This window comes from Pseudoduganella sp. R-31, assembly GCF_049913235.1.
In the GTDB taxonomy this organism is placed as follows: Bacteria; Pseudomonadota; Gammaproteobacteria; order Burkholderiales; family Burkholderiaceae_D; genus Rugamonas.
In genome coordinates, this window is record NZ_CP183986.1 from 321,598 (window position 1) to 347,310 (window position 25,713).

At 63.2% G+C, this 25,713-nt stretch carries 26 protein-coding genes; 17 read left to right on the forward strand and 9 right to left on the reverse strand.

What is annotated here, in order from left to right:
• Positions 1-58 precede the first annotated feature (58 nt).
• Genes ccoN through ACN9MY_RS01490 form a run of 6 tightly spaced genes read left to right on the forward strand, consistent with a single transcriptional unit; the run spans position 59 to position 5,115 of the window.
• A complete protein-coding gene (gene ccoN, locus ACN9MY_RS01465) occupies positions 59-1,483 on the forward strand; it encodes a cytochrome-c oxidase, cbb3-type subunit I (protein ID WP_426166819.1) in 1,425 nt (474 codons plus the stop codon).
• A 23-nt stretch (positions 1,484-1,506) separates the two neighbouring features.
• On the forward strand, positions 1,507-2,121 hold the full coding sequence (gene ccoO, locus ACN9MY_RS01470) for a cytochrome-c oxidase, cbb3-type subunit II (RefSeq protein ID WP_426166821.1): 615 nt from the start codon (positions 1,507-1,509) through the stop codon (positions 2,119-2,121).
• Position 2,122: 1 nt separating this feature from the next.
• A complete protein-coding gene (locus tag ACN9MY_RS01475) occupies positions 2,123-2,269 on the forward strand; it encodes a cbb3-type cytochrome oxidase subunit 3 (RefSeq protein ID WP_426166823.1) in 147 nt (48 codons plus the stop codon).
• A complete protein-coding gene (ccoP, locus tag ACN9MY_RS01480) occupies positions 2,262-3,194 on the forward strand; it encodes a cytochrome-c oxidase, cbb3-type subunit III (protein ID WP_426320049.1) in 933 nt (310 codons plus the stop codon). Before ACN9MY_RS01475 ends, ccoP begins: the two co-directional genes overlap by 8 nt.
• Before the next feature lie 3 nt (positions 3,195-3,197).
• Complete coding sequence (gene ccoG / locus ACN9MY_RS01485; protein ID WP_426166827.1) at positions 3,198-4,565, forward strand: cytochrome c oxidase accessory protein CcoG; 1,368 nt, start codon at positions 3,198-3,200, stop codon at positions 4,563-4,565.
• A 10-nt stretch (positions 4,566-4,575) separates the two neighbouring features.
• Positions 4,576-5,115, forward strand: coding sequence for a FixH family protein (locus tag ACN9MY_RS01490; RefSeq protein WP_426166829.1), 540 nt, complete (start codon positions 4,576-4,578; stop codon positions 5,113-5,115).
• Here ACN9MY_RS01490 and ACN9MY_RS01495 read toward each other — a convergent pair.
• Positions 5,112-5,630: an RNA polymerase sigma factor gene (locus ACN9MY_RS01495; RefSeq protein WP_426320053.1), complete on the reverse strand. Its 519-nt coding sequence runs from the start codon at positions 5,628-5,630 to the stop codon at positions 5,112-5,114. The genes ACN9MY_RS01490 and ACN9MY_RS01495 overlap by 4 nt on opposite strands.
• Entirely contained in the window at positions 5,630-5,839 is a 210-nt protein-coding gene (locus tag ACN9MY_RS01500; RefSeq protein ID WP_426166833.1) for a YgaP family membrane protein, read from the reverse strand. The genes ACN9MY_RS01495 and ACN9MY_RS01500 overlap by 1 nt, the downstream gene beginning before the upstream one ends.
• Positions 5,840-5,965: 126 nt before the next feature.
• On the opposite strand from ACN9MY_RS01500, the gene ACN9MY_RS01505 reads away from it, so the two are divergent.
• Positions 5,966-9,082, forward strand: coding sequence for a response regulator (locus ACN9MY_RS01505; RefSeq protein ID WP_426320055.1), 3,117 nt, complete (start codon positions 5,966-5,968; stop codon positions 9,080-9,082).
• On the opposite strand, the gene ACN9MY_RS01510 is transcribed toward ACN9MY_RS01505, so the two are convergent.
• A complete protein-coding gene (locus ACN9MY_RS01510; RefSeq protein WP_426320057.1) occupies positions 9,079-9,549 on the reverse strand; it encodes a hypothetical protein in 471 nt (156 codons plus the stop codon). The genes ACN9MY_RS01505 and ACN9MY_RS01510 overlap by 4 nt on opposite strands.
• A gap of 48 nt (positions 9,550-9,597) precedes the next feature.
• Between ACN9MY_RS01510 and ACN9MY_RS01515 the strand changes: the two genes are divergently transcribed.
• Positions 9,598-10,905, forward strand: coding sequence for an SDR family oxidoreductase (locus ACN9MY_RS01515; RefSeq protein ID WP_426320059.1), 1,308 nt, complete (start codon positions 9,598-9,600; stop codon positions 10,903-10,905).
• Complete coding sequence (locus ACN9MY_RS01520; protein WP_426320061.1) at positions 10,893-11,363, forward strand: DUF2269 family protein; 471 nt, start codon at positions 10,893-10,895, stop codon at positions 11,361-11,363. The genes ACN9MY_RS01515 and ACN9MY_RS01520 overlap by 13 nt, the downstream gene beginning before the upstream one ends.
• Here the strand turns inward: ACN9MY_RS01520 and ACN9MY_RS01525 are convergent.
• Positions 11,330-11,935 carry a YdeI/OmpD-associated family protein gene (locus ACN9MY_RS01525; protein WP_426320063.1) on the reverse strand — a complete coding sequence of 202 codons (606 nt, stop codon included), beginning with the start codon at positions 11,933-11,935 and terminating at the stop codon, positions 11,330-11,332. The two genes, ACN9MY_RS01520 and ACN9MY_RS01525, sit on opposite strands and share 34 nt — an antisense overlap.
• Positions 11,932-12,810, reverse strand: a complete 879-nt coding sequence (locus ACN9MY_RS01530; RefSeq protein WP_426320065.1) for a LysR family transcriptional regulator — start codon at positions 12,808-12,810, stop codon at positions 11,932-11,934. The genes ACN9MY_RS01525 and ACN9MY_RS01530 overlap by 4 nt, the downstream gene beginning before the upstream one ends.
• 79 nt (positions 12,811-12,889) lie before the next feature.
• Between ACN9MY_RS01530 and ACN9MY_RS01535 the strand changes: the two genes are divergently transcribed.
• Complete coding sequence (locus tag ACN9MY_RS01535; protein WP_426166847.1) at positions 12,890-13,762, forward strand: DMT family transporter; 873 nt, start codon at positions 12,890-12,892, stop codon at positions 13,760-13,762.
• On the opposite strand, the gene ACN9MY_RS01540 is transcribed toward ACN9MY_RS01535, so the two are convergent.
• On the reverse strand, positions 13,763-14,236 hold the full coding sequence (locus ACN9MY_RS01540) for a nitroreductase family protein (protein WP_426336746.1): 474 nt from the start codon (positions 14,234-14,236) through the stop codon (positions 13,763-13,765). It abuts the gene before it with no gap.
• Complete coding sequence (locus ACN9MY_RS01545) at positions 14,236-15,099, reverse strand: EamA family transporter (protein ID WP_426166851.1); 864 nt, start codon at positions 15,097-15,099, stop codon at positions 14,236-14,238. The genes ACN9MY_RS01540 and ACN9MY_RS01545 overlap by 1 nt, the downstream gene beginning before the upstream one ends.
• 158 nt (positions 15,100-15,257) lie before the next feature.
• Here ACN9MY_RS01545 and ACN9MY_RS01550 point away from each other — a divergent pair, with 158 nt between their 5' ends.
• Positions 15,258-15,701, forward strand: a complete 444-nt coding sequence (locus ACN9MY_RS01550) for a MarR family winged helix-turn-helix transcriptional regulator (protein ID WP_426172356.1) — start codon at positions 15,258-15,260, stop codon at positions 15,699-15,701.
• On the opposite strand, the gene ACN9MY_RS01555 is transcribed toward ACN9MY_RS01550, so the two are convergent.
• Both ACN9MY_RS01555 and ACN9MY_RS01560 read right to left on the reverse strand, forming a co-directional pair.
• Positions 15,685-16,110 (reverse strand): nuclear transport factor 2 family protein, encoded by a 426-nt coding sequence (locus ACN9MY_RS01555; RefSeq protein ID WP_426166853.1) that lies wholly within the window; start codon positions 16,108-16,110, stop codon positions 15,685-15,687. The genes ACN9MY_RS01550 and ACN9MY_RS01555 overlap by 17 nt on opposite strands.
• Positions 16,111-16,121: 11 nt before the next feature.
• The gene (locus ACN9MY_RS01560; protein ID WP_426166855.1) at positions 16,122-18,143 is read right to left on the reverse strand and encodes an FAD-dependent oxidoreductase; all 2,022 of its coding nucleotides are present in this window, start codon (positions 18,141-18,143) and stop codon (positions 16,122-16,124) included.
• Positions 18,144-18,282: 139 nt separating this feature from the next.
• Here ACN9MY_RS01560 and ACN9MY_RS01565 point away from each other — a divergent pair, with 139 nt between their 5' ends.
• The 6 genes from ACN9MY_RS01565 to ACN9MY_RS01590 all read left to right on the forward strand — a co-directional run bounded on the left by ACN9MY_RS01565 (position 18,283) and on the right by ACN9MY_RS01590 (position 25,707).
• Entirely contained in the window at positions 18,283-18,810 is a 528-nt protein-coding gene (locus ACN9MY_RS01565) for a PadR family transcriptional regulator (RefSeq protein ID WP_426166857.1), read from the forward strand.
• Between the two features lie 44 nt (positions 18,811-18,854).
• Positions 18,855-19,208: a carboxymuconolactone decarboxylase family protein gene (locus ACN9MY_RS01570; RefSeq protein ID WP_426166859.1), complete on the forward strand. Its 354-nt coding sequence runs from the start codon at positions 18,855-18,857 to the stop codon at positions 19,206-19,208.
• A gap of 40 nt (positions 19,209-19,248) precedes the next feature.
• Entirely contained in the window at positions 19,249-19,956 is a 708-nt protein-coding gene (locus tag ACN9MY_RS01575) for a substrate-binding periplasmic protein (RefSeq protein WP_426166861.1), read from the forward strand.
• Positions 19,957-20,184: 228 nt separating this feature from the next.
• A complete protein-coding gene (locus tag ACN9MY_RS01580; RefSeq protein ID WP_426166863.1) occupies positions 20,185-22,065 on the forward strand; it encodes a glycosyl hydrolase family 18 protein in 1,881 nt (626 codons plus the stop codon).
• A 62-nt stretch (positions 22,066-22,127) separates the two neighbouring features.
• Positions 22,128-23,144, forward strand: coding sequence for a cupin-like domain-containing protein (locus tag ACN9MY_RS01585; RefSeq protein ID WP_426166865.1), 1,017 nt, complete (start codon positions 22,128-22,130; stop codon positions 23,142-23,144).
• A gap of 13 nt (positions 23,145-23,157) precedes the next feature.
• On the forward strand, positions 23,158-25,707 hold the full coding sequence (locus ACN9MY_RS01590; protein ID WP_426320077.1) for a chitinase C-terminal domain-containing protein: 2,550 nt from the start codon (positions 23,158-23,160) through the stop codon (positions 25,705-25,707).
• Positions 25,708-25,713: the final 6 nt, after the last annotated feature.

A 25,713-nucleotide genomic window follows, 5' to 3' on the forward strand; every position in this document is an offset into this window, starting at 1 on the left:
AGTGCTCCTCGGTAACCTTTGACATATCTCATCAAAGTGTCTGCCTGGAGAATTCAAAGTGGATCAATCACTGGACTACAACTACAAGGTCGTGAAGCAATTCGCGATCGCCACCATACTGTGGGGCGTTGTGGGCATGCTGGTCGGCGTCATCATCGCCGCCCAACTTGCCTGGCCCGCCCTGAACCTGGACATTCCTTGGCTGACCTACGGTCGCCTGCGTCCCCTGCACACCAATGCAGTGATTTTCGCCTTCGGCATCAGCGGCCTGTTCGCCACGTCGTACTACGTGGTGCAGCGCACTTGCCAGGTCCGTTTGTTCTCCGACAAGCTGGCAGCTTTCACTTTCTGGGGCTGGCAAGCGGTGATCCTGGCCGCCGTGGTCACCCTGCCAATGGGTTTCACCCGCGGCAAGGAATACGCTGAGCTGGAATGGCCAATCTCGATCCTGATCGCCCTGGTGTGGGTCAGCTACGCGGTGGTCTTCTTCGGCACCATCGTCAAGCGCAAGGTCAAGCACATCTACGTGGCCAACTGGTTCTTCGGCGGCTATATCCTGGCGGTGACCCTGCTGCACGTGGTGAACTCGATGTCGATGCCGGCCTCGCTGTTCAAGTCCTATTCCATGTACACCGGCGTGCAGGACGCGATGATCCAGTGGTGGTACGGCCACAATGCGGTGGGCTTCATCCTGACCGCCGGCTACCTGGGCATGGTGTACTACTTCATCCCGAAACAGGCCGAGCGTCCCGTGTACTCCTACAAGCTGTCGATCGTGCACTTCTGGGCGCTGATCTTCACCTACATGTGGGCCGGTCCGCACCACCTGCACTACACCGCGCTGCCTGACTGGGCGCAATCGCTGGGCATGGTGTTCTCCCTGATCCTGCTGGCGCCAAGCTGGGGCGGCATGATCAACGGCATGATGACCCTCTCCGGCGCATGGCACAAGCTGCGCACCGACCCGATCCTGAAGCTGATGATCGTGTCCCTGTCCTTCTACGGCATGGCCACCTTCGAAGGCCCGATGATGTCGATCAAGACCGTCAACGCACTGTCGCACTACACCGACTGGGGCATCGCCCACGTTCACGGCGGCGCACTGGGCTGGGTGGGCTTCATCACCATGGGCTCGATCTACTACCTGATCCCACGCATGGCCGGCCAGACCAGGATGTACAGCACCAAGCTGATCGACCTGCACTTCTGGGTCGCCACCATCGGCGTCGTCCTGTACATCGCCGCGATGTGGATTGCCGGCGTGATGCAGGGCCTGATGTGGCGCGCAGTCAACGCCGACGGCACCCTGACCTACACCTTCGTGGAAAGCGTCAAGGCCACCTATCCGTACTACGTGGTGCGCTTCCTGGGCGGACTGCTGTACCTGGCCGGCATGTGCATCATGGCCTACAACGCCTGGATGACCCTGAAGGGCCGCGAAACGACGCGTGCACGCATCCCTGAATTGAGCATGGCCGCCTGAGTGGCAACTGATCGGAGTAGAAGATGAAATTTTCCCATGAATGGATTGAGAAGAACCCCTGGCTGCTGATCGCTCTGGTTACGCTGGTGGTATCGGTGGGCGGCGCGGTGGAGATCATCCCGCTGTTCTTCCAGAAGTCGACCACGGAGCCGGTGGCGGGCCTGAAGCCTTATTCCGCGCTGCGCCTGACCGGCCGCGACATCTATGTGCGTGAAGGCTGCTACGTCTGCCACTCGCAGATGGTGCGCCCGTTCCGCGCCGAGACCGAACGTTACGGCCACTACTCGGTGGCGGGCGAGTTTGTGTATGACCGCCCGTTCCAGTGGGGCTCCAAGCGCACCGGCCCAGACCTAGCACGCGTTGGCGGCCGCTACTCCGACGAGTGGCACCGCACCCACCTGAACAACCCGCGTGACGTGGTGCCGGAATCGAACATGCCGAACTATCCGTGGCTGGCGCAGAACAAGCTGAAGCCGGAAGACGTGGTGCCGAAGATGCGCGCACTGAAGCGCATGGGCGATCCGTACACGGAAGAAGAAATCGCCGCCGCACCGGCCGAACTGGCCAACAAGACGGAAGAGGATGCACTGGTGGCTTACCTGCAAGGCCTGGGCACCCTGATCAAGACGAGGAACTGAAATGGAAAACTTTTTTGGCAATGCGAGCAATGTGATGACGGTGATTTCCTTCCTCACTTTCCTCGGCATCGTATGGTGGGCCCAGCGCGGTAACTGGGAAGAAGCAGCCAAGCTGCCTTTCGCAGACGAGGAGAAGGACCATGGCTGATTTCACCAGCGAATTCTGGAACCTGTACGTCGTCGTCCTGACCGTCATCGGCATCGTCGGCTGCGGCGTGCTGCTGTGGTCCCAGTCGTCCGTCAAAGGTTCAGCCCTGAAGTCGGTGGACGGCAAAGTCGGCACCACCGGCCATATCTGGGACGAAGACCTGACCGAACTGAATACGCCCATGCCGCGCTGGTGGATGTGGCTGTTCTACCTGACCATCGCCTTCGCCATCGGCTATCTGTGGCTGTATCCGGGCCTGGGCAGCTATAAGGGCTCGCTGGGCTGGACTTCCGCCAAGGAGCACAAGGAAGAACTGGCCAAGGCAGAGAAGGAGTACGGCCCGCTGTTCGACAAGTACAAGGGCCAGGACCTGAAAGCAGTAGCGGCAGATCCGCAGGCGCACGCCATCGGCGAACGCCTGTTCCTGACCTACTGCGCACAATGCCACGGTTCCGATGCACGCGGCAACAAGGGCTTCCCGAACCTGGCAGACAAGGACTGGCTGCATGGCGGCGATCCCGACACCATCAAGCTGACCATCATGAAGGGCCGCCACGGCGTGATGCCTCCGATGGGCGCCGCAGTGGGGTCGGAAAAGGATATCGAAAACGTTGCGCAGTATGTCCTGAGCCTGTCGGACAGCACGCACGACCCGATCAAGTCCGTCATGGGCAAGTCGAAGTTCAGCGCCTGCATGGCCTGCCACAGTGCGGGCGGCAAGGGAAACCCGATGCTGGGTGCGCCTAATCTGAGCGACAAGACCTGGCTGTACGGCGGCAGTGCCGAAACCATCATGGAAACCATCCGCAAGGGCCGCAACAACACCATGCCTGCCTTCGAGGACTTCCTCGGCGAAGGCAAAGTGCATGTGCTGGCAGCCTACGTTTGGGGCCTGTCGAACCCTCCAGTCACCGCTTCTCGGTAAGAAATGAACGCCCCCGCACCACAAGTCATCAAGATGTACGCCAAGCGCGAGGATATCTTCCCGCGCGAGGTGAAAGGCCATTACCAGAACCTGCGCTGGATCTGCCTGATCCTGACGCAACTGGTCTTCTACGGAGCGCCCTGGCTGCAATGGAATGGCCGGCAGGCCATCCTGTTCGACCTGATGTCGCGCAAGTTCTACATCTTTGGCCTGGTCTTGTGGCCGCAGGACTTCATCTACCTGGCGGCCATGCTGATCGCCTGTGCCTGGGGCCTGTTCCTGGTCACGGCGGTTGCCGGCCGCGTGTGGTGCGGCTTCTCCTGTCCGCAAACGGTCTACACGGAGATGTTCCTGTGGATCGAGCGTAAGTTCGAAGGATCGCGCAGCGCCCAGATGCGCCTGGCGAAAGAGCCGATGTCGTTCAACAAAGCCTGGCGAAAGGGCGGCAAGCATCTCGCGTGGCTGCTGCTGGCCTTGTGGACCGGCTTTACCTTCGTCAGCTATTTCTCGCCGCTGCACAACCTCGCCAAGGAAGCGCAGACGTTCAACTTCGGCCCATGGGAAACCTTCTGGGTGCTGTTCTACAGCCTTGCCACTTACGGCAATGCCGGCTGGCTGCGCGAGCAGGTGTGCAAGTACATGTGCCCTTACGCCCGCTTCCAGAGCGCGATGTTCGACCGCGACACGCTGATCATCACCTACGACGAAAAGCGCGGCGAACCGCGCGGCCCGAAATCGGAAGGCTCCTGCATCGACTGCTCGCTGTGCGTCCAGGTCTGCCCGACCGGCATTGATATCCGTAAAGGCCTGCAGTACGAGTGCATCGGCTGCGCCGCCTGCATCGATGCCTGCGATATCGTGATGGACAAGATCCAGCAGCCGCGCGGCCTGATTCGCTACAGCACCGATCGCGCAATGCAGCTCGGCCTGAGTGCGAAAGAGATCCGCAAGCGCATCATGCGCCCGCGCGTCTTGCTCTATACCGGCGGCCTGCTGCTGTTCATCATCGCCGTATTCACCACCCTGGCCTTGCGCACGCCGCTGAAGATGGACGTGATCCGCGACCGCGGTTCGATGGGCCGCGAAGTGGAAAACGGCATGATCGAAAACGTGTATCGCCTCCAGATCATGAACACCGGCGAACAAGGCCATACCTACCGTATCCGTGCCAGCGGCATCGATACGCTGCAGGTTGCGGTACCGGATACCGTGGAACTGGGCCCGACCGAAACCCGCGCGGTGCCGATCCGCCTGCGCGTTGATCACGGCAAGGGCGAGACTGGATCCAACAAGATTGCGATTGAGCTGACGGCGCTGGATGATCCATCGCTGGCCGTCAAGGAAAAAGCGGTATTCATCGTGCCGCGCTAAGGAGATTGAAATGAATGCTACCGTCGCCCCCGCCGACGCCGCCCCTTGGTATACCCATCGCTGGCCATGGCTGCTGATGCTCGGCCCGGCCGTTGTGGCAGTGGCAGGCATCGCCACCAGCTACGTCGCTTTCACCAGCCAGGATGCGCTGGTGGTGGGCGACTACTACAAACAGGGTAAGGCGATCAACCAGGACTTGCGGCGCGACCGCGCGGCCGCCGCCCTCGGCCTGTCGATCGGCCTGCGCTACGACGCAGCGGAAGGCCTGCTGCACGGCCATGTCGGCAGCAGCAAGCCGCTCGCGGACGAAATACTGTCCGTGCGCCTGCAACACGCCACCCAGCCGAATCGCGACATGGTGCTGATGGCCCGCCCCGATGCCGCCGGCAACTTCAGCGTAGCGCTGCCGATGCTGGAGCGCTCGCGCTGGCAAGTGCTCGTCGAGGGCAAGCAGCGCGACTGGCGCCTGGAAGGCGTCTGGCAATGGCCTGTAGAACGCGAAGTGGCGATCCGCGCCGACGCTGGCACTACGCCCGGCACGGCACGCTAGCCGACCAGGTATTCGCGCGCCAGCGCACGCGCCCGATGCAGGCGGCTCTTGGTAGCCGCCGTCGTCAGGCCGAGTTCCTGCGCAATCTCCGCAATGCTCAATTCTTCAAAGTCGCGCAGCAGCACAATCTGCAGGTAGTCGCGCGGCAGCGATTCCAGCGCCTGCACCAGTTCCGTCCGCAAGCCTGCATCATCCTGCGATGCCAGCCATTGCTCGGCGCGCTCCTCGTCATACGGGTCGTAGTTGAAGGCGCGCCGCCCAAGCCGCCGGCACTCGCGCTGCACGACCTTGAACAGCCAGCCGGAAAACGCCGCCAGCACCTTCAGCGAAGACAGGCGGCGCGACATCACCAGCAGCACCTCCTGCACCGCATCATCCACGTCGCTGATCAGGCAATTGCGCTGCGCATAACGACGGATGTCGGGCTGGCACACCGCCAGCAGCTTGGCCAGGGCCTGCGGATCGCCGCTGTGGGCCGCCTGCAGCACCGGCTGGTGCTGTTCAAGAAGTGCCATTACCGATTCGCCTTATCCAGTTTGCGGCCCACCATGGCGCAGGCAGGGCAGAAGCCAAACAGCCCTGACAGCACGATCCCCGCCGCCGACAGCGCCACGACCGCGCCCCACAGCCCGCCGAGGGCCAGGACGGCCCACGCCACCACTGCCAGGCCAACGATCACGCGCAGGGCGCGTTCCCAGGTTGGGACATTTTTAACATAGAACATTTTGCACTCCTTTTCGCAGTTGGAGGGAAATTCCTCACCTGCTAAGAGGGGTCGATTCCGGATTTGGATTCGCGGTTACAAAAATAAATTACACTAGCCAGCAGCCCCCTCGCCCAAAGGACGTCGATGAAGCCTCTCGGGATCAATGTGAAGGTCGCACTTGCCACCAGCATCACGTCCATCGTGATGATTGCCGTGGTGACCGTATTGCAGGCGCAACGCCTGCGCGAGGACTTCACCAAGGTACTGTTTGCGCAGCAGGATGCCCTGATCACCCGCACCGCCGAAGACCTGGACGACAAGCTGACTACCCTGCTGGACGTCATCGCCCAGTCGGCACGCAAGCAGCCGCGCAGCCTGATGAACGACCCCGCCGGCTTGCGCAACTGGTACGAGGAGCGCGCCATGCTGTCGATGTTCGACGACGTCATCGTGATCGATGCCGCCGGCAGCGTAGTGGCAGATGTTCCCCATATCACCGGACGGGAGAAGGTCTCGGTCGCAGACCGCGAATACTTCAAGAAAGTGCTGGAGACCCGCAAGCCGCTGATTGCGGGACCGATCAAGAGCCGCGTCAGCGGCCAGCCCATCGTACAGATGGTGGCGCCCATCCTGGACGAGCGCGGCAAGGTGGCCGGCGTACTGGCCGGCGTGCTGCGGCTGTACAAGGACAATATGCTGGGCCACCTGCGCACCGCCAAGGTAGGCAAGACCGGCTACTACTTCGCCGTGACGCTCGGCGAGCCGTCAATCTACGTGGTGCATCCCGAAGCCAGCCGCATCCTTCAGCCGCGGGCCCCGAATGCCAACCCGGCTACGACGCGCGCGATGAACGGGGAGTTCGAGGGCACCGTCTTCAGCACCAGTGCCGCCGGGGTGCCCGGCGTAAGCAGCTACCGGCGGCTGAAATCCACCGACTGGCTGCTTGCCTCCATCCTGCCGGTGAATGAAGCCTTTGAGCCTTTCGAAGGCGTTCTGTTACATATGCTGGCATGGGGCGTAGCGGCGTCAGTGGTCGCCGCGCTGCTGATCGGCTGGATCACGCTCTACCTGCTGGCGCCAGTGGCGAAATTGCGGAATGCGATCCAGGACCTGCGTGCCGCGCCCGGCGCGTTCACCCCAATTCCCGTCACCCGCAAAGATGAAGTTGGCGAACTGACGGAAGCATTCAACAGCCTGATGCAGGAGCGCCAGGCAGCCGAAGCCCACTCGCAGGCCCTGATGGCGGAAGCCGGCCTGCGCGCGGAGGAGCTGGAGCAGGAGCGCGACCGTGCCGAGGCGGCCAATCGCGCCAAGAGCGACTTCGTGGCGAATATGAGCCATGAGATCCGCACGCCGATGAACGCCGTGCTAGGGATGGTGTATTTACTCGGGAATACCTCGCTCAGCGCACAACAGCGCAAATACCTGAACATGATCCGCACTTCCGGCCAGTCCTTGCTGGGCATCCTGAACGACGTGCTGGACTTTTCCAAGATCGAAGCGCGCCGCATGGAACTGGCGCCGATCGACTTTGACCTGGACGAGGCGATGGCGACCCTGGCCACCACCATGACCATGAACGCCGGAGACAAGGAGCTGGAACTGGCCATCGTGGTGGCGCCGGACGTGCCAACCCTGCTGCATGGCGATGCGCTGCGGCTGCAGCAGATCCTGACCAACCTGGCCAGCAACGCCATCAAGTTCACCGAGCAGGGGGAAGTGGTGGTTTCGGTGAAAACGGCGGTGCGGGTGGCCGACCGCGCACTGCTTTGCTTCGAAGTCCGCGACACCGGCATCGGCATGACGGAACAGCAGACTGCCCAGTTGTTCCATGCCTTCTCGCAGGGCGACGAGAGCATCACGCGCCGCTTTGGCGGCACCGGCCTGGGCCTGGCCATCACGCGCCGCCTGGTGGAGCTGATGGGTGGCCAGGTGCAGCTTCAAACCGCGCCCGGCGATGGCAGCACCTTCTCCTTCGAACTCTGGTTCAGCGTGCTGCCGGAACGCGCCGCAGCGCGACGCCTGCCGACGATCGGGCCGCTGAACGTGCTGGTAGCGGACGATAACAGCACCAGCCGCACCATGATCGCCCAACTGTTGCGCGCCTGGGGTTGGGATGCGGACGAAGTCGATAGTGGCGAGGCAGCCCTGCAGCGCTTCCAGGAACGGCTGTCCGGGCCCCACCCTTATGACGTGGTGCTGACCGACTGGCACATGCCGGGTTCGGATGGCTATGCCTCGGCACGCGAAATCAGGCGGGCAGCCGAGGGCCACCGCCAGCCTATCGTGGTCACCATCAATGCTTTCGCGCGCGCGCAGGTCGACGATATCGCCAGCACGCCGGAAGCGGATGCGGTACTGGTCAAGCCGATCACGGCATCGAGCCTGTTCGACGCCCTGCACCAGGCGCTGGCGGCATCCAGCGGAGCCGAAGATGCTTCTGCGTCGGCTTCCGCACTGGGCAACCGGCTGCGCGGCGCGCATTTCCTCCTGGTGGAGGACAACCTGCTGAACCAGGCCGTTGCACGCGGCATCCTGGAACTTGCCGGCGCAACGCTCGACGTGGCGGGCGACGGCCAGCAGGCGGTCGATATCCTGCGGGCCAGCGCCAGCCGCTATGACATCGTGCTAATGGATATGCAGATGCCGGTGCTGGATGGCTTCAGCGCCACGCGCATGATCCGCGACGAGCTGAAACTGGACCTGCCGGTGATAGCCATGACCGCAGGCGTGCTGGCTTCCGAACGCCATCGCTGCACCGAGGCCGGCATCACCGATTTCATCGCCAAGCCGGTGGTGATCGAGGAGATGATGGCGGTGATAGAGCGCTACCTGCGCAAGCCTGCGGGAAGCGCGCCCGCTGCCAACGATGCCGGCACGGCGCCCTCGGAGCAGGCGCCGTCCGAGCAGGTATTCAGCATGGACAGCCTGATGCGCGTGATGGGCAAGGACCAGAAGGGCCGGGCGGTCATGTTCAAGATGGTGCGCGGCGCGCTCGAAGGCGGCCTGCAGCCCATGGACGATGCGGATGCGGCAGTGCGCGCGGGCCGGCCCGGCGAAGCGGCGCGCATCCTGCACAGCCTGCGCGGCGCGGTCGGCGTGCTGGGGGCAAAACGGCTGGTGAAGGCCACGCTGGACGCCGAATCGGCAATCCGGGTCGGCAATCCGGACAACCTGCCGGGCATGCTGGCTGCCGTGCGCTACGAACTGGAGCAGGTGCTGGCGCACGGGCGCCGCTGGCTGGAGCAGGAAGACCGCTAGTTGTCGCGCCGGTTCAGGTAAGCGCCGGCAGCCAGGCCTGCCCCGAAGGCCAGGTACACCATCAGCAGCGACGTATGCGACAGGCGCTCCTCGAATCCCGGCCGCAGCCGGTGCGGCGTCAGCTGGTAATCGGTGAAGCAGGCGACAGCGCTTGCCGCCGCCGCCACGGTGGCGGTGGTTGTCGCCTCCTTCTTGTCGAGCGTCTTGCAGCAGGACTTTTCAAATAGCGCGGCCCAGAACATCGACGCCCCGTGGTGGATCAGGTATCCGACCAGCGTGTGCTTGAGCGTAGGCTTGTCGACGCGCGTCGCCTTGTCACCCCAGAGCCAATGGCTAACCGCATTTACTCCTGCAAACATGCTGCCGGCTTCGCGTTTGCCGCAAGCGGCCAGCACCAGCGTCGAGGCAAGGCTGGCCAGTGCGCCGGGCAATACGCTGTGCTTGAGCGCCGTGCTCCAAGTGTCCATGGCGATTCTCCCTTTTCGTGTAATGTCCGAGGACGGGAGGAGGAGCCGATGCGGGTGCTGCTGACCGGCGCTACAGGGTTTATCGGGTCGCGTGTTGCGGCGGCCTTGCTGGCGCGCGGTCATGAGGTCATTGCTGCCGGGCGGCATCCCAGCCGCGACGACCGCATGGGCTTTGTTCCTGCCGACTTCGTCCACGATACCGAAAAAGCTGTGTGGGCGGCGCGCCTCAAGGGCGTGGATGCGGTGGTCAACGCGGTCGGTATTTTTCGTCCGCAAGGCGCAGCTTCTTTTGCGGTTGTGCATGATGCGGCGCCGCGCGCGCTGTTCGCCGCCTGCGCGGAGGTGGGCGTACGTTATGTGGTGCAGGTGTCGGCGCTTGGTGCGGATGCCGGCGCGCGTTCAGCTTTTCACGCGAGCAAGAAGGCGGCCGACGATGCACTGGCTGCGTCGCAGCTGGACGGCTGCATCGTCCAGCCCTCGCTGGTCTATGGTGCGGAGGGCGCCAGCGCGCGCATGTTTCGCATGCTGGCCAGCATGCCGCTCGCGGTCCGGCTGGGCAGTGCGCCGCAGCTGGTACAGCCGGTCCATATCGACGATGTCGTAGCCGCTATCGTTATCCTGGTCGAGCGGGGAGCCGCCGAGCGTCCTGCGACGGGCGCCGGCGTGGCGCGCCTGGCGCTGGTTGGCCCGGAGGCGCTGCCATTCGTGGATTACTTGCGCGCGTTGAGGGAAGCGATGGGCCTGGGCCGGTGGCGTTTGCCGGTGCTGCGGTTGCCGGATTGGCTCGCACGCAGCCTGTCGCGCGTTGCGGGCATCCTTCCAGGGAGCCCACTCGACCGCGAGGCGCTGGAGATGCTGGCGCGCGGGAATACCGCTGACGCGGCCCCCCTGGCTGCACTGCTGGGCCGCCAGCCGCGTGCGGTGCGCGACTTTATTGCCCAGCCGGAGGCTACACGCAGCCAGGCGCAACTCGACTGGCTGCTGCCCGTTCTGCGTGTGAGCATCGCCGCTGTGTGGATCTGGACTGCCATCGTATCGGCCGGCCTGTATCCGGTCGCCGACAGTTACACGCTGCTGGTTCGCACCGGCGTGCCGCAAATGCTGGCGCCGCTGATGCTGTACGGCGCATCCGCGCTCGACCTTGCCTTCGGCGTGGCAACGCTGGCTTGGCCACGCCGCAGCCGACGCTGGTTATGGCTTGCGCAGATCGCCCTGATCGCCTTCTACAGCATCGTCATCGCCTGGCGCCTGCCCGAATTCCTGCTCCACCCCTATGGCCCAATCAGCAAGAACCTGCCCATGCTGGCCACGCTGTGGATGCTCTACGAAATGGAGAAACCGTCATGGAATACCTGATCGTCAAATGGCTGCACGTCCTCTCTTCAACGCTGCTGTTCGGCACAGGCATCGGCTCCGCGTGGTACCTGCTGTTCGCGGTGATCAGCAAAAATGTGCAGGCAATTGCCGTCGTCACCCGCATTCTGGTGATTGCCGACTGGCTGTTCACCGGCGTTACGATGATCGCCCAGCCGGCGACCGGCTTTTACCTGATCCATCTCGCCGGCTTTCCCATACACACGCCCTGGATCAAATGGTCCGTCGTGCTGTTCGTGATCGCCTTGCTGTGCTGGCTGCCTGTCGTCTGGCTGCAAATGAAGATGCGCGATGTCGCGGCGGAAGCGATGCAGCAGGCGGCGCCGCTGCCTGCCCAGTTCTGGCGCTACTTCCGCGCCTGGGTCGTGCTTGGCATTCCGGCTTTCTTCGCCTTCATCGCCGTGTTCTACTTGATGGTCGTGAAGCCGGCCTGGGGATAGATGGCCTGGCCGCGCTCCAGCATGGCGACGAATTCGCCAATCCGTTTGGCCCGTGTTTCCGCGCGCTTGGCCTGGTGGGTGCGGAACAGGATCGAATAGCGGTTCTGCGAGCTAAGCTTCGAGAAGTTCGCACGCGCCTTGGCGCTGGCATCCAGCGCTGCCTGCAAATCGGCCGGCACTTCCGCCGCGCTCCATGAGTCATATGCTGCTTCCCAGCGGCCGTCCTGCTTGGCGCGCTCGACTTCCGCCAGCCCGGCAGGCTGCATCAGCCCCTTTTCGGCCAGTGCGGCGACCTTGTCGCGGTTCACCTTGGACCAGATGCTGCGCTTGGCGCGCGGCGTGAACTTTTGCAGCCAGTATTGCTCGTCGATGCTCTTCTTCTGACCGTCGATCCAGCCGAAACACAGGGCCGCGTCCAGCGCTTCCGGGTACTGGACCGACGTTTCCGGCGCCTCTTTCTTGGCGATCTTCATCCACACGCCGGGCGAGGAGGAATGCTGCTTTTGCAGCCACGTCCACCATGCTTTTCCTGTGGCAAACAGGCGCTGCTCCAGTTCGACTTTAGTGCTCATAGTTTGACCTTTCGTGCGACTTCGACAAAAGCCTTGGCGGCCGGCGAGGCCTGCGCCAGGTTGCGCAGCGCCAGCCCGACTCGGCGCCGCACTGGGGGCGAGAAGGGGCGCACCGCGATGTTCGGATGGGTGGCAGCCAGGTCGATCGGCAGCGCCAATTCTGCCATGCCTGACACGCCATCGCCGCGCCCCACCATGCCCAGCACGGTCAGCACCTGCGACATGCGGTAACGGACTTGCGGGCACAGGCCCTGTGCGGCAAACAGCGGCTCGATCAGGGTCGAACAGCCGGCGTCCGGCATGATGAAAGGCTCGTTCGCCAGGTCGTGCGCGCTGACGGACTTCTTGGCCGCCAGGCGGTGGCCTGCCGGCAGCAGCGCCACCATCTGGTCCTCCACCAGGTCGACGGTGTCGAAACGGTCGTCAGGCTGCTGGATAAAGCCGATGTCGACGCGGCGGTCGAGAATCCATTGCAGGGTGTCGTCGTCCGTGCCTTCGTCGATGCGCACTTCAATGCCGGGATAGCGCTTCTGGAAGACGTCGAGAATGGCCGGGATCAGCTTGAGCGAAGAGGTCGGGCCGAAGGAGCCGATGCGCAGCAACCCCTTATTCAGGCCGCTGGCTGCCGACACTTCCTGCCGCATCGATTCCGCCAGGCCGAGGATCTCTCGGGCGCGCACCAGCAGGCGCTGGCCCAGTTCCGTCACGTCGGCCGTGGCGCCTTGCCGTTCGATGAGCTGGGCGCCCAGCTCCTGCTCCAGCGACTTGATGGCATGTGAGATAGCGGACTGGCTCACGCCAAGCCGCATGGCGGCGGCGGTGAAGCCGCGCAATTCCGCCACGAGGGCGAAGATTTCCAGTTGGGTGAAAGTCATGAGGATTTACTCATTTTTCTATGAGTCAGGATTAGTATTAATGTATAACCTCCTTCACTGACACGCAAGGCCCACTGCCATGATCTACCTGAAACTGATCGCCTGCACCCTGATATGGGGCGGCACCTTCATCGCCGGCCATATTGTCTCGAATGCACTGCCGCCGCTGACGGCAGCCTCCATCCGCTTCTCGATTGCCGCCGCGCTGCTGCTGGTGCTGGCCTGGAAGCGGGAAGGCGGCCTGCCGAAACTCTCGATGCAGCAACTGGGGGCGACCGCCGCCTTGGGCCTGACCGGTATCTTCCTGTACAACTTCTGCTTCTTCTCTGCGCTGGGCAAGATGGAAGCCAGCCGCTCGGCGCTCTTTATCGCGATGAATCCGATCGTGACCGCGCTGGCCGCTGCCGCCGTGCTGCGCGAACGCCTGAACTGGCAGAAATGGGCGGGAATCGGCATTGCCTTTGTCGGCGCCACAGTACTGATCACGCGCGGCGAGCCGATGGCGGCCTTGCATGACATCAGCCAGTCGATCGGCGTTGGTGAATTGATGATGCTGGGCGCAGCCTCCTGCTGGGCAGCCTACACGCTGGTCGGCCGCGCCGCACTGAAAGGCCTGTCGCCGATCGCCGCCACCACGTATGCCTCGCTGTGGGGCCTGGGCTTCCTGCTGATCACCGCCTCGCGTGAGTTGCCGAACGTGGCTTGGGCATCGCTGGGCTGGCAGGTGTGGGCGTCGGTTACCTACCTTGGCGCTTTCGGCACCGTGGTGGCTTTCGTGTGGTGGTATGAGGGCGTGAAGGCCCTTGGCCCGGCACGCACGGCGGTGTTCAACAACCTGGTGCCGGTATTCGGTGTATCGCTCGCGGCGTTGATGCTGGGCGAGCAGGTGATGGCTTCGATGATTGCCGGCGGCCTGCTGGTGGCCACCGGCGTGACAATCACAAATCGATAATCAAGCGCTGATCAGGCTTGAAATGCCCATGCCTTCGGCGGCCAGGATCATGGTCATCGCGGCCAGTGAGGCTGAACGAAGGGCCTCATCGCGCTGGGCGCGTTCGTCGCCGTCCATCGAGCCCTGAGCCATGCGGGTCCAGCTATCGATAACGGGTTGGATAAGTATGCCTTTATCCACAGCCGGTTTCAGCGCCGCCGCCACCTGGTCATGCACCTTCAAGGTGCCGCTGATGATGAAGGTGACCGGCGCATCCACAACTTTCTGCTGGCCGAAAGACAGTTCGCGCAGCTTTTCCCGCGCTTCCTGCGAGCGCACGGCGACAAACTGCCAGTTCTGTACGTTGTAGGCGGAAGGCGCCAGCGTCGCCAGGCGTGCCAACTCCGCTACCTGCTCGTCGCTGACAGGCGCCGCCGGGTCGAAGTAGTTGGCCGAGACGCGGGATTCGATAAAGTCCTTGATTGGGTTAGACATTATTTAGCCTCCTGCAGCTTAAGTTGAAGAGTGAGTACGCTGCCCAGCACCACGGCCAGGCCAATCATTGCGGTGCCGCCGAGCTTCTGCCCGAGCAGGAGCCAGCCCAGGACGACGGCGGTTGCAGGGCTCAGCAGGCCGAGCGAGGACACGGCAACCGGCGACAGCTTGCTCAGGCCACGGAACCACAGCAGGTAAGCCACCAGGGCGCCGACGAAAGTCAGGTAGGCATAACCGAGGATCTCGCTGGCAGCCAGCGAGGCAGGCAGCGGCGGATCGGCCAGCAGCGCCAGCGGCGTGAGCATCAGGCCACCGAGCAAGAGCTGCCAACCGGCCAGTTCAACCACCGGCAAGCCGGTTTTCCAACGGCGCGCCAGCCAGGTACCGACAGCCATGCTCAGGGCGCCGGCCAGGGCTGCTGCAACGCCGAGGGCATCCCAGCGGGCGGACGGCGACAGCAGGAGGGCGGCCATGCCGGCCACGCCCACCGCAGCCGCGCCGAGTGCGGCCCATTGCGGGCGGCGTCCATCCCATCCCCAGGCCAAGCCCATGATGACGATTGGCTGGATCGCGCCCAGCACGGCTGCCAGGCCGCCCGGCAGGCGATAGGCGGCGACGAACAATAGGGCCTGGAAGGCGCCGATGTTCAGCGCCGCCAGCACGGCGACGCGCCACCAGAGATGGCGGGCCAGCATGCGGCCGGCGAACAGCACCAACAGCAGGCCGGCCGGCAGGGCGCGCACGGCGGCGGCGGTGAAGGGACGCCCGGCGGGCAAGATTTCGGTGGCAACGATATAGGTCGAACCCCAGATGACGGGGGCCAGCGCGGTGATCGCGGTATCGGCTAGGGGGAATTTTTTCATGGCTGCAAAAGTATCTTGAAATCGAGATAAATCGAGATAGATCGAAGTATAGCCGAATTTATCTTGAAATCGAGATAAATTGTTATAATCGTCCCGATAGATAACTGGAGACGGCTGTGGATAAAGTGGATTTAATCCTGGAGCAGTGGGCACGGGAGATGCCCGCCCTGGACGTGGGACCAATGGGCGTGATCGGGCGCCTGAACCGCTGCGCGGCGCTGATGCGGCGCCGGCTCGACGCGACATTCGAGCAATTTGGGCTCAGTAACTGGGAATTCGACGTGCTGGCGACCCTGCGCCGGTCTGGCGCACCTCACCAGTTGGCGCCAACCGCGCTGTTTTCGCAGCTCATGGTGACATCGGGGACGATGACACACCGCCTGCAAAGGCTGGAGGCACAGGGCTGGGTGACGCGCGCGCCGAATCCAGCCGATGCGCGCAGCCTGCTGGTCCAGCTCAGCCCTGCCGGGCTGGAATTGATCGAGCGCGCTGTGGCGGCGCACGTGGAAAATGAGAAGAACATCATGGCCCCGTTCGGGGCCGATGGCTCAGCCGCGCTTGACGCGCAGCTGCGCAAGCTGCTCGCTATGCTGGAGTCTTGAAGGCGCCGACCTGGGCGCCGATACGTGCGCCCATGGCCTCGCCCAGGGCCTGCAAGCCGCTCAGCGGGCGCACCATCACCTCGAATTCGACGATCTTGCCGGCGTCGTTGAAGCGAATGAAGTCGATGCCCTTGAGCTGTTTGTCACCGACGTTGGCGCTGAATTCCAGCACCACGCTCAGGCCATCGCCGGTCGCCAGCTGGCGGTGATAGGCGAAGTTCTCGAACACCTGGTAAGCCGTGTTCAGCACCAGCACCACCGCCTCCCGGCTGGCGTAAGGCTTGTTTGCAATCGGCGAGCGAAACACCGCATCCGCATCGACGATGGAGGGCAGGGTGGACAAATCACCGCCGGCGATCATCTTGTGCCAGCGTTCGAGCGATTCCGCAACGGCCGGTTGCAGCAGCATGGGCTTACTCCTTAAATGGCGGCAGCCAGTCGGGTGCCTTGGTTGATGGCGCGTTTCGCATCCAGTTCGGCGGCCACGTCGGCGCCGCCGATCAGGTGTACCTTGCAGCCCGCGTCGAGCAGGCCTTGCTGCAGTTCGCGCAGCGGCTCCTGGCCGGCGCAAACAATCACATTATCCACCGGCAGCACGTGCTGCTGGCCTTCGACGGTAACGTGCAGGCCTGCATCGTCGATGCGGTCATAGCTGACGCCCGACTGCATGTTCACGCGCTTGGCTTTCAAGCCGGTGCGGTGGATCCAGCCTGTGGTCTTGCCCAGGCCGTCGCCAACCTTGCTGGTCTTGCGCTGCAGCAGGTGAACCTTGCGCGGCGAAGCTTCCACTTCCGGCGCGCGCAGGCCGCCACGATCCTTGTAGCCATTGTCGATGCCCCACTCGGCGTAGAACTTCTCCGGCACCAGACTGGCGCTCTTGCCTTCGTGGGTCAGGTATTCGGACACGTCGAAGCCGATGCCGCCCGCGCCGATCACCGCCACGTTCTTGCCGACCGAGGCGCCATCGCGCAGCACTTGCAGGTAGCCCAGGGCCTTCGGATGGTCGATGCCGTCGATGGCCGGGGTGCGCGGGGTGACGCCGGTTGCCAGCACCACATCATCGAAGCCGCCCGCAGCCAGTCCGGCCACGTCGACACGGGTATTCAGGTGCAGCTTGACGCCGGTCAGCTCGATCTGGCGGCCGAAGAAGCGCAGGGTTTCGTTGAATTCTTCCTTGCCCGGCACCTTTTTCGCCACGTTGAACTGGCCGCCGATTTCGCTGCCGGCGTCGAACAGGGTCACGTCATGGCCGCGAGAGGCTGCGGTGGTGGCGAAGCTCAGGCCCGCTGGGCCGGCGCCGACCACGGCGATGCGCCTGGTTTGCTGCGCAGGAGCGATTACCAGCTCGGTTTCGTGGCAGGCGCGCGGATTCACCAGGCAGGAAGTGATCTTGCCGGAGAAGGTGTGGTCCAGGCAGGCCTGGTTGCAGCCGATGCAGGTGTTGATTTCGTCGCCACGATCTTCGCGCGCTTTCTGCATGAAGAAGGCGTCGGCCAGGAATGGGCGCGCCATCGACACCATGTTCGCCGCGCCATCGGCCAGGATGCCCTCGGCCACTTCCGGCGTGTTAATACGGTTGGTGGCGACCAGCGGGATGCCGACCTTGCCCATCAGGTTCTTCGTGACCCAGGCGAAACCGGCGCGCGGCACCTTGGTGGCGATGGTCGGAATGCGCGCTTCATGCCAGCCGATGCCGGTGTTGAGGATGGTGGCGCCGGCCTGTTCGACCGCCTGGGCCAGCTGCACCACTTCGTCCAGGGTGGAACCGCCTTCCACGAGGTCCAGCATGGACAGGCGGTAGATGATGATGAAGTCCTTGCCCACGCGCTCGCGCACGCGGCGAACGATTTCGACCGGGAAGCGCATGCGGTTTTCGTAGCTGCCGCCCCATTCGTCGGTACGCTGGTTGGTGCGGGCGGCGATGAATTCGTTGATCAGGTAGCCCTCGGAACCCATGATTTCGACGCCGTCGTAGCCGGCTTCGCGCGCCAGCACGGCGCATTGGGCGTAGTCCTCGATGGTCGCCGCCACTTCTTCGGTGGAGAGTTCGTGCGGGGTGAACTGGTTGATCGGCGCCTTGATCGCGCTCGGGCCCACCAGTTTCGGATGGTAGGCGTAACGGCCGAAGTGCAGGATCTGCATGGCGATCTTGCCACCTTCCGCGTGCACGGCGGCGGTCACCTTGCGGTGCTGCGCCACTTCCTCGGTGGTGGTCAGCTTGGCGCCGGCCTTCCACGGACGTCCCGCCTCGTTCGGGGCAATGCCGCCGGTCACGATCAGGCCCACTTCGCCGCGTGCGCGCTCGGCGTAGAAGGCGGCCATGCGTTCAAAGCCATCGACTTCCTCTTCCAGGCCGACGTGCATGGAACCCATGATCACGCGGTTTTTCAGGGTGGTGAAGCCCAGGTCGAGCGGGGCGAGCAGGTGTGGGTAGCGGTTCATTGGCGTCCTCATTTATGCAACTGGTTGCATAAATATAGCCCGGTTACCGCGTCTATGCAACTAGTTGCAAAGACAATGTGGCTTGTCCGCCTCGCGCTGCTGAGGCAAGATGGTGGCATCTTTTTCATTGTTTCCTGCCATGTCTTTGCCTCACGCGCTGTTGACCTCCCTGTCCGAGCGAGCCGGTTCCGGCTCGGAACTGGCCCGGCGCTTTGATAAATCGATCGGATTCTTCTGGGCTGCCACCCACCAGCAGATTTACCGCGAACTGGCACGCCTGGAGCAAGCCGGCTGGATCGAGTCCCTGCCCGCCGAAACGGGCCGGGGACGCAAGCGCGCCTATCGCGTACTGCCGGCCGGGACTGCCGAGCTGCGGCGCTGGGTTGCCGAGGCCGAAGATCCCCGCCCCCAGCGCGACGCCCTGATGGTGCGCATCCGCGCCGAGGCGGCGATCGGTCCGGCAGGGCTGGCGGACGAAATGCGGCGCCACCTGGCGTTGCACGAAGCGAAACTGGCCCTCTACAAGAGTTTCGAGCAGCGGGACTTCGCCAGTGAATCCGACTCGCGCGAACGAAAGCTGCAATACGTGCTGCTGAAGGGCGGTATCGCGCAGGAGGAGCTGGCCATCAATATGGCGCGCGAGGCCTTGCGTATCCTGGAAAGCTGACCTGGATCATTTCGCCGGGGAGGCAGGACGTCTACCATCCGGGCATGGATACCGACTACAAAGACCTCACCCAGGACATATCGGCCAACCTGGCGCAGCTACGCAAGACCCCGCCGGAAGTAATGAAAGGCTTCAGCGACATGGGCAAGGCTGCCATGGCGGGCGGTGCGCTTGATCCCAAGACCAAGGAGCTGATCGCGTTGGCGGTTGGCGTTGCCGCGCGCTGCGACGGCTGCATCGGATTCCACACCAAGGCTTTGGCCCGCTTGGGCGCTACCGTCCAGGAGGTTCACGAAGCACTGGGCGTGGCGATCTATATGGGCGGCGGCCCGGTGGCCATGTATGCGGCAAATGCCGTAGCGGCCTACCAGGAGTTTTCGGAACTACAAAAAGTGTAGGCAGTGTTATGCTCCAGTCAAGGGATTGCCTGGAGATGAAATGCGTCGTCGCGCCGTGCTGGGTTTTGCGCTGTCTGGCCTGCTGCCGGCCTGGGTAGCTGCGCAAGCTTTTCCGGTGATGAACGTCTCCACCCTGGTGGGTGACGACCCTGCCGCCACCATTTCCGAACTGGTGCTGCGCGAAGCCTACCGGCGCATTGGCCGCACGCTGGTCGTGCACCAGTTGCCCGGCGAGCGCTCGCTGGTATACGCCAATGACGGCAAGATGGATGGCGAGCTTTATCGCAAGCTCGGCCTGGACCGCGACTATCCCAACCTCGTCATCGTTCCCGTCCCCCTGCTCACCTTCGAGCTGGTGATCTTTTCGCGCGGTACTTCATTCGTGGTCAACGGGTGGGAGAGCCTGCGCCCCTATACGCTGGGCTTTGTGCGCGGGAACAAGATCGCGCAGGAGAACACCAGGGGCATGAAGGTTGAGCAGGTGCCGACCATGCACCAGGCTTTCGAAAAGCTGATGATGGGGCGCACGGACCTGGTGCTGGGTCATCGCGCGTCGGGCATGGCCGTGGTGCGAAGCCAGAAGCTGGAAGGCATTACCGTGCTGGAGCCGCCGCTGTCTTCCTTTCCGGTCTATCACTACGTGAACAGGAAGCACGAGGCGCTGGTGCCGGAGCTGACGCGCGTGCTGAGGCAAATGCAGGCCGATCGGACCATCGAGCGCATCCAGAAGTCCATACCGGGCAGCTGAGCAGTAATACCACTCGGCGAGTAGCCGAATGCTGGTATTCATCGTTTAACAGAATGTCTCATTTGAGACATCTCCCTTTTCATTCTCAAACAGCCATTTTTTGAGCCCTCGCAGGGCACATGCATTTTTGCAACTGGTCTTATATCGGCAGCACTAATTAAAACCACTTGACTACCAATTGTCCCAATCCCATCCTAGCCCGACAACCACAACCGAAGGAGGGGGAGCATGGAACAAAGGGTTTCAAGAAGTTTTCTGGTCGCCGGTTTGACGAGCAGCCTGCTGGCAGCTTGCGGTGGCGGTAGCGACACCGGCCAGGCCTCACAACAGCCGCGCACACTCGCAACGTCCACCGTGGCGGAAACGTGTCCGGCGTGGAGCAGCAGCGCGGTCTACACTGCGGGCATGTGCGTGACCTACAACGGCACGGTGTACAAAGCCAAGTGGTGGACGCAAAACAATGTGCCGGGTGCAGAACAGTACGGGCCTTGGGAAGCGCAGGCGACTACGCCAACGCCTACTCCAACCCCGACACCAACGCCGGATTGTCCTGCGTGGAGCGCCAGCGCGGTCTATACCGGTGGCATGTGCGTCACCTATAACGGCTCGGTCTACAAGGCGAAATGGTGGACGCAGAATAATGTGCCGGGCACCGATCCGAACGGGCCTTGGGAGTTCCAGTCGACCACGCCGACTCCGACTCCGACTCCGACGCCAACCCCAACGCCTACGCCTACCCCGACACCTACTCCAACGCCGACGCCGACACCAACGCCAACTCCGACACCGACACCGACACCTACGCCGACTCCAACCGGCCGCGAGATCGGTTCCTACTTCGCCCAGTGGGGCGTGTACGGCCGCGATTACGAAGTAGCGGACATCCACACCACGAAGACGCCGGTCAATGGCGTGCAGACCAGCGTGGCCGACCAGCTCACCTTCATCAACTACGCCTTCGGCAATGTGTATCAGAAGAACGGCGGCTACGAGTGCGATATGGTGACGAAGGCCGAAGTGGGCAACGACAACCCAACTTCGCCGGATGCCGGCACCGGCGGCGATTCCTATGCCGACTACCAGCGCCAGCCGAAACGCACCGTCAACGGCCAGTCCGTGCCGTGGGACGCACCGCTTTCCGGCAACTTCCTGCAGCTGAAACTGCTCAAGCAGCAGCACCCGAACCTGAAAGTCTTCATCTCGCTGGGCGGATGGTCATGGTCGAAGTTCTTCTCGGCCGCAGCCAAGACCGACGCACTGCGCAAGCAGCTCGCCAAGTCCTGCGTGAAGATGTTCATCGCCGGCGACCTGCCGATCCAGGATGGGCGCGGTGGACCGGGCGCGGCCAAGGGCGTGTTCGACGGCATCGACATCGACTGGGAATACCCGGGCGGCGGCGGCCAGCCGTACAACACCTACGACGCGGTCAACGACAAGCATAACTTCACGCTGCTGATGGCGGAATTCCGAGCGCAGCTTGACGCGCAGGGCGCCACCGACGGCAAACGCTATGCGCTGACCGCAGCGATTGGCGCCGGCGTCGACAAGATCGCCAACACCGAACCTGGCCAATACGCACAGTACATGGACTGGGTGAACGTGATGACCTACGACTTCCACGGCGCGTGGGAATCGAGCACCAACTTCCATTCTCCGCTGTACCACGACCCGGCCGATCCGGCGACCGGCAACCTGGCCAAGTACAACGCCAACGATGCCCTCGCCACGCTGACCGCAGCCGGTATGCCGAAGAACAAGATCCTGCTCGGGATTCCGTTCTATGGGCGCGGCTGGAAGGGCGTCACGGCAGGGCCGAATGCCAATGGCCTGTACCAGGCTGCCAGCGGTGGTGCTGGCGGCACCTACGAGGGCGGCATCGATGACTACAAGGTCTTGCGCAACAAGACCGGCCAGCGCTGGTACCACCCGGTGACCAAGCAGTTGTACCTGTACACCAGCACCGGCGAATGGTGGAGCTATGACGATCCAACCGTGATCGGCACCAAGATGCAATACGTCCGCGACCAGGGTCTGCGCGGGGCCTTCTCGTGGGAGCTGGACGGCGATGCGAGCGGTGCGCTGACCAGCGAAGTCTGGAAGGGACGTTAATCGTCCATCCCTTGCCGGCGGTGCGCCCAGCGCCGCCGGCTTTTCCCTTTTTGGAGACGCTTATGAAACGTCGTGCGACGGTGCATTCCCTTGGCATCAGCGACGAATGGCGGCGCTGGATTGCCGAAAACCTGATGCTGGGCCATTCTCCTGCGACGCTGGCGGGCATTCTCGGCCAGTCCGGCATTCCTCCCCAACTCGCGCAAGCCGAAATCACGGCTGCGATGAACAGTCCGTACCTGCACGGTGTACAGCGCCTGCATAACCGGCTGGCCAAGCGCGACTGGCTGCTCGGCATCCAGGCGCGCCTGAACCGCATGGCGCCGCAGGAAGTGCCGCGCCGCGAACGCCTGTCGACCGAGGTTTTCCTGCACGAGCACTACCTGTGCAACCGGCCTGTGATCATCACCGGCATGCTGGACGACTGGCCAGCGCGCGGCAAGTGGACACTGGACTGGTTGGCCGCGCAGTTCGGCGAACGGGAAGTCGAAGTGCAGTTCGGCCGCAATGCCGATGCCGACTACGAAATGAACAGCATCGCGCACAAGCGCCATATGCCGTTCGGCGAGTACGTGGAACGGGTGCGCAGCAGCGGCAGCACCAACGACTTCTACATGACGGCCAATAACGACGGCCGCAACCGGCAGGCCCTGGACGAGCTGTGGCAGGACATGCCGCTGCTGCCGGAATACCTGGATGGCGAACGCAAAGGATTCTTCTGGCTTGGGCCGGCGGGGACCATCACGCCGTTCCATCACGACCTCACCAACAATTTCATGATCCAGGTGATGGGTCGCAAGCGCGTGCGGCTGATCGCGCCTTGCGAAACACCGAGGCTGCAGAACCAGCGCCATTGCTTTACTCCGGTCGATGGCCGCGACATCGACCAGCAGCGCTTCCCGTCGATGGCCGGCGTTCCGGTCCTCGACGTTGAGCTGGCGCCTGGCGAAATCCTGTTCCTGCCGGTCGGCTGGTGGCACTTCGTCCAGGGGCTCGATATCTCACTCACGATCTCGGCGACGCACTTCCGCTGGGATAACGATTTCTACAGCAGTTATCCGCATAACCACGATTTCTAATAACGGAGACCGCATGAATATTCGACCGAATTACCTGATGCTGGCGCTGGTCGGCAGCGCCATTGCCGGTTGCGGCGGCGGAACCGATAGCGGCCAAGCCCCGCAGCCGGCCCGCACACTTGCGACGGCTGCGGTTTCTGAGTCCTGCCCAGCCTGGAGTGCCAGCGCGGTATACACCGCAGGCATGTGCGTGACCTACAACGGCACCGTGTACAAGGCGAAGTGGTGGACACAAAATAATGTCCCTGGCGCCGAGCAGTACGGGCCGTGGGAAGTGCAGGCGACTACGCCAACCCCGACTCCAACCCCTACGCCAACACCAACGCCGACTCCAACGCCGGATTGCCCTGCATGGAGCGCGAGCGCGGTCTATACCGCCGGTATGTGTGCGACTTATAACGGCGCCGTCTACAAGGCAAAGTGGTGGACGCAGAATAATGTACCGGGCACGGAAGTGAACGGCCCGTGGGAGCTGCAGACGTCCACGCCAACGCCGACGCCGACGCCGACTCCTACCCCTACGCCAACTCCTACACCTACGCCAACTCCCACCCCGACACCGACTCCGACCCCTACGCCCACTCCAACGCCAGTGGCATGCCGCCCTGACGGCTTGACCTCGCCAGTGCCGAACGTCCCATACTGCAGCGTTTACGACGCCAACGGCCGCGAAAAACTGGCAAACGGCCTGAATCGCCGCATCGTCGGCTACTTCACCAGTTGGCGCACCGGCGCTAACGGCCAGCCGTCCTACCTGGTCAACGACATCCCGTGGCAAAACATCACCCACGTGAACTACGCCTTCGCCAGCGTCGGAACGGACAACAAGGTGCAGATCGGCAGCGGTGCGAGCAGCCCCGAGACCGGCATCACCTGGCCGAACATCCCCGCTGCGGCGATGGACCCGTCCCTCCCATACAAAGGCCACTTCAACCTGCTCGCGCAGTACAAGAAGAAGTACCCCGGCGTGAAGATCATGCTGTCGGTCGGCGGCTGGGCAGGCAGCGGCGGCTTCTACACCGCCACCACCAACTCGGACGGCAGCATCAACACGGCAGGTATCAACACCCTGGCCGATTCGATGGTCGCCTTCTTGCGCCAGTACACCTTCTTTGACGGGATGGACATCGATTACGAGCACCCGACCACCAATAACGAAGCAGGCAACCCGCTCGACTTCCCAATCTCCAAGCCAAGGCTGGCAGGCCTGATGAAGAGCTACAACGTGCTGCTGAAAACCGTGCGTGAGAAGCTCGATGCAGCAGCGGCGGCGGACAACAAGTACTACATGCTGACGATCGCCGGTTCCGCATCCGGGTGGGTGCTGCGCGGCGAGGAGAACCTGTCCGGCCTGAAGTACCTCGATTACGCCAGCCTGATGAGCTATGACCTGCACGGCGGATGGAACCAGTATGTCGGTCCCAACGCTCCGCTGTTCGACGACGGCAACGACGGCGAGCTGAAAGCCGGCAATGCCTACCAGTACGGCGGCATCGGCTACCTGAACGTCGACTGGGCCTACCGCTACTACCGTGGCGCACTGCAGGCGGGCCGCATCAATATCGGCGTGCCGTACTACACGCGCGGCTGGAAGGAAGTCAGCGGCGGCAACAACGGCTTGTGGGGCACCAGCCCGGTGGTCACCGACACCGTCGCCTGCGCCGGCGTGAAAACTTGCGGCAAAGGCGCAACCGGCATCGACAACGTCTGGCATGACCTGGACACCAATGGCAAGCCCGTACCTGGCGGCGGCAACCCGCTATGGCATGCGCTCAACCTGCAAAACGCCATTGTGCCGTCCTACCTCGATGCCTACGGCGTGACCGAGAAGACCATCACCGGCACCTACAGCCCGCAATACAGCGCGACGCTGGCTGCGCCGTGGCTGTGGAACGCAACACGCCAGGTCTTCATTTCCACCGAAACGGCGCAATCCATCGCTGCCAAGACCAGCTACGTCGTGAACAACGGCATCGGCGGCATCATGATCTGGGAGCTGGCCGGCGACTACGCATGGAACGCAGCGCGCAACGGTGGCGCGGGCGAATACTTCATGGGTTACACGCTCACGAACAACATCGCTGCTGCCTTCCGAAGCGCCGCTCCTTATGGCGCAACGCGCGCCGAAACGGCCATGCCGACCAGCAGCGCGAAGGTCAGCATCTCTCTTGGCGGCTGGAAGCTGGGCGACAGCAACTACCCGATCAATCCTGTGATGACGGTGACGAACAACACCGCCACCACGATTCCGGGCGGTTCGGTAGTGGAGTTCGATTATCCGGTATCGGCGCCGGCCAATATGAGCGACCAGTCAGGTTACGGGCTGACCGTCATCAAGGCAGGCTACACCGGGCCGAATAATATCGGCGGCTTCAAGGCCAACTTCAACCGCGCCAAGTTCACGATACCTTCCTGGCAGTCGCTGGCGCCGGGTGCATCGGTCTCGCTGACGCTGAACTACACCTTGCCGATCAGCGGGCCTTCCGCGTACACGATCACGGTGAACGGCGTGCGCTATGCGCTGAGCGAAGAGTATCCGGACCTGCCGGTGGCACTCCAATGAGCGAGG